The following is a 3,375-nucleotide window of genomic DNA, read 5'->3' as shown; positions in this document are numbered from 1 at the left end:
GTACGCAACTGGATCGAGACCCGGTTTAGCGTGATGGTACGCTCTTTGGGGCTTCACCGGATAGAGGTTCGGTCCTACTGGGGTCTAGTGGCCCGGGTGAACCTCATCCTGCTGGTCCACAACCTCATCCGTAGCCGGGTGCTCTTGAAAATGGCTAGGGGGGAGCTATGAGGTAGCATATGAGGTAGCACACGAAGGTATTGGCTTACGAGGAGGACCTCGAAGAAGGATTAGGCTCGGAATACGAAAGGCTTTGGGTCGAAGACGTGCCCCTTGTCCTTGCCAGCGACGCTAGCGTTGTCCTACGCAGAGAGCGGTTCGGGGGAATACTCTACGGCTTTAAGAGGGGCATTTTTCTCAATCAGGAAGCCTTCGACCTTGTTAGATCCTTTGTAGTTGCTACTAGGCCATCGCTGGCCCTCAAGCAAGTTCTCAAAGAAGGAGGCTTAAGTGAAATTACCAAGGGATTTGTAGAGGCAGCGGGGCATTTAATCCTTTACTTGATTGCCGAGGGATACCTTCGCCCTTCTCAAGAAGGGCTGGAATCTAAAGCTTTGTTCCTAGACGATCAACACTTCTCCGATGACCGGTACTATAGGCCTCTATCCATGGAAATCGAGCTCACGAATAGGTGCTATAGGCGTTGTGCATACTGTGCATACGAATCCGGCCCTGAACCCAAAATACCTCTTCGGGAAGAGCTGACTTTCGATGAGTGGGGATATATCTTGGATTCCATAAGAAAGGAAGGGGTCTTCTACCTTGAATTCACAGGAGGTGATCCACTGAGTAGGCCAGATGGATTGGAGATCATCCGCCTAGCGGACGAGCTAGGGTTTAGCGTTCAAGTTAACACCGACTTGTCCGTGTTGCGAGATAGCGACTTAGATAAGATTGCGTCCACAAAAAATCTGAACTTCGTGGGTACCACTTTAGACGGATCTAGTCCGGATAGCCACGATTTGCTTCGGGGTAAGGGGGGATTTAAGACTACCTTGCGGCAGATAAGTCTCATTGCCAAAGCCGGTATCCCTCTGGCTGTCTTCACGGTAGTTCACAAGAAGAACTACACTGAGATTAGAAAGATAGGTGAAATCGCAACACAAAACAACGCTATGTATGGGATTGCGCCCATGTATCCCGCAGGGCGCGGGGCAAGCTTGAATCATCTCGTTCTTAGCCAGGAAGAGTGGGACTTCGCTGTAGGGGAATACATGGACATGGTTAGATTAGGTGCGATTAAGCCCCACCAAAGGCTGTGGTATAAGCTTTCTAGAGAACTTAGATCGGAAAACCCGGCCCGCGATCAGATATGGCTTACCTCTAGGGGTAATCGTGCTCTTCGCGTAGATCCGAGGGGTAATGTCTACGTTTCTGCCAAATTGCGTGAGTGGCGGCCCAGGTATTCGTTCTTCGGCAACCTTCTAACGAGCACTTTAGCCGACATTTGGGAGAATTCGCCTCTACTGCAAGAGCTACGGAAAATACCTGTTCAACCGAACTTCTTTGATGCCGTGGACATTCGGACTATCCCCAATTACACCAGCGAAATCCCTCTAGCTGATGGCTCAGCGTCCCAGCATGGCTAAGGATTTAACTCCGCCCTCGGGTACCTTCTCCTTCTTCCTCCTCGCCTTCCTTCTAACCCTGACCGGCCAGGGCCTGGTGGTGGCGGGCCTATGGCGGTTCCTGGAAGCGGGAGCCTCGGGGCTACAAACTTCGGTCCTCACCCTGGTTCAAGCCTTAGCGAGCATCCTGACCCCCTTTCTCCTCCAATCCTGGCTTGAGACCAGGCCCCAAATGGTGCTCCGCCTCCTCGCCTTTGGCCTTGGGGTAGCGGCCCTCCTCGCCCTGGGAAGCCCTGGCCTTAGCACCTTTCTTCTCCTTTACGCCGCCTTGCTCGCCCTCTTCCTCTTCCTTACGGCTGCTCTGGCCATCTACGGCGTTTTACTGGGAAGCGCCCTGCCCCGCCTCTTCCCTAAGGAGGCCCTGTCCCAGGCCAACGCCCGCTGGGAAATGGCCAATACCTTGGGCCTGGTCCTGGCCCCCCTCATAGGGGGCTTTGCCGTGGACCGCCTGGGGCCCTACGCCCTTCCCCTCTTCGCCCTTCCTCTGGGGGTGGCCCTGGTCCTCCTCCTGGGCCTGAAGGCCCCTCCTCCCCTAGGCCCTTCCGAAGGGAGGCGGAAGGCCTTTGGGGGTGTACCCTTGGGTGTTCTCCTCCCCGTTGCTCTACCTGCCCTTCTCCCTGCCCTGGCCCTCACGGGGGGCGGGGTCCTCACCGCTCTTCTCTTCCACGACCTCAAGCGGCCCGAGGGGCTAGGTATCGCCTGGGCGGGCTTTAGCCTGGGGGGCTTCCTTGTGGCCCAGGCCCTTACCCGCGTCTCCCTCCCCCCGGTCCTTGGCCTCCTCGGGGGGCTTGGCCTCCTGGGCCTGGGCAACCTGGGGAACGGCCTCCTCCCTTACCCCCACCTCCTCCTCGGGTCTTTGGTCTCGGGGGCGGGGGTTTCCGTGGCCCGGATCGCCTTCCGGACCTTCCTCCAGCGGCTTGCCCCCCCGGAGACCCTGGTGGGCCTCTTTGCCTACGTCAACGTCCTCACCCAGACGGCCCGGGTCCTGGGCTCCCCCTTGGGCGGGGGGCTTGGGGACCTCCTGGGGCCCAGGGGGGCCTTCGTGGCCTTTGGGAGCGTTTTCCTCCTGGCCTCCCTTCTCTTTCCCCCTCTCCTCCGCCTCTCCCAAAGGGTTCTCTCCCCTCGTGGTGACGCCGAGGGGCGTGGGTGAGGCCCTCCTGGGCTCCACGGGCGGTATTCCCCTGCTGCTACTCTGGGGCTAACCCGTAAGGGGGTGAATGGCGATGCTCAAGGAGGTGCAAGAGGTCAGGGTCGGCGGCCGGACGCGGCGGGTGTACGTGCGCCCCTTTGCCATGCCTGCTCCATTACAGGTGGGGTCATCTGGATGGTGGAAGGGTTCGCTCTAGAGGCTTGAACCCGGTCTGGAAACTGGCCTTTCTTTCCGAGGCCCTGGGCGACCTGGGGGCCGCCCTGGGCTTCAGCGCCTTGAGCCTGGAGGTGGCCCGCACGGGGGAGGCCTTCTGGGTAGGCCTCTTCGCTGCCCTCGGGTACTTCACCCTAGGCCCTTTGCTCCTCCTGAGCCCCCGGCTGGACCGGGGAGACCCGGTGAGGGCCCTCCTCCTCCTGGCCCTTCCGTTCCCTCCTTTCCTCGCGGGGGGCCTGCTCTATGGGTTTGCCGTCGGGGTCACGGGCGTCCACCTGCGGGCCGTGCGGGGGTGGTTGCTGCCCGAGGAGGCCCTGGCGGGGAGCCTGGCCGCCCTGCGGGCCCTGATCTACGGGGCGGGCGCCTTAGGGGGAACCCTCTCGG

3 protein-coding genes and 1 pseudogene are annotated in these 3,375 nt (G+C 59.8%); all 4 read left to right on the top strand.

From position 1 onward, the window contains the following. Positions 1 to 171 (top strand): annotated as a pseudogene (locus tag Mlute_RS16565) (transposase); the annotation flags it as partial. Positions 172 to 200: 29 nt separating this feature from the next. Beyond that, positions 201 to 1,589 carry a radical SAM protein gene (locus tag Mlute_RS14565; RefSeq protein ID WP_119361266.1) on the top strand — a complete coding sequence of 463 codons (1,389 nt, stop codon included), beginning with the start codon at positions 201 to 203 and terminating at the stop codon, positions 1,587 to 1,589. Next, positions 1,582 to 2,778 (top strand): MFS transporter, encoded by a 1,197-nt coding sequence (locus tag Mlute_RS14560; RefSeq protein ID WP_003043751.1) that lies wholly within the window; start codon positions 1,582 to 1,584, stop codon positions 2,776 to 2,778. The genes Mlute_RS14565 and Mlute_RS14560 overlap by 8 nt, the downstream gene beginning before the upstream one ends. 200 nt (positions 2,779 to 2,978) lie before the next feature. Further along, positions 2,979 to 3,375, top strand: a 397-nt coding sequence (locus tag Mlute_RS14555) for a hypothetical protein (protein ID WP_119361265.1), incomplete at its 3' end; no start/stop codon positions are given.

This window comes from Meiothermus luteus, assembly GCF_003574085.1.
GTDB classification, from domain to species: Bacteria; Deinococcota; Deinococci; order Deinococcales; family Thermaceae; genus Meiothermus; species Meiothermus luteus.
This window is presented reverse-complemented; position numbering and strand designations above follow the sequence as displayed.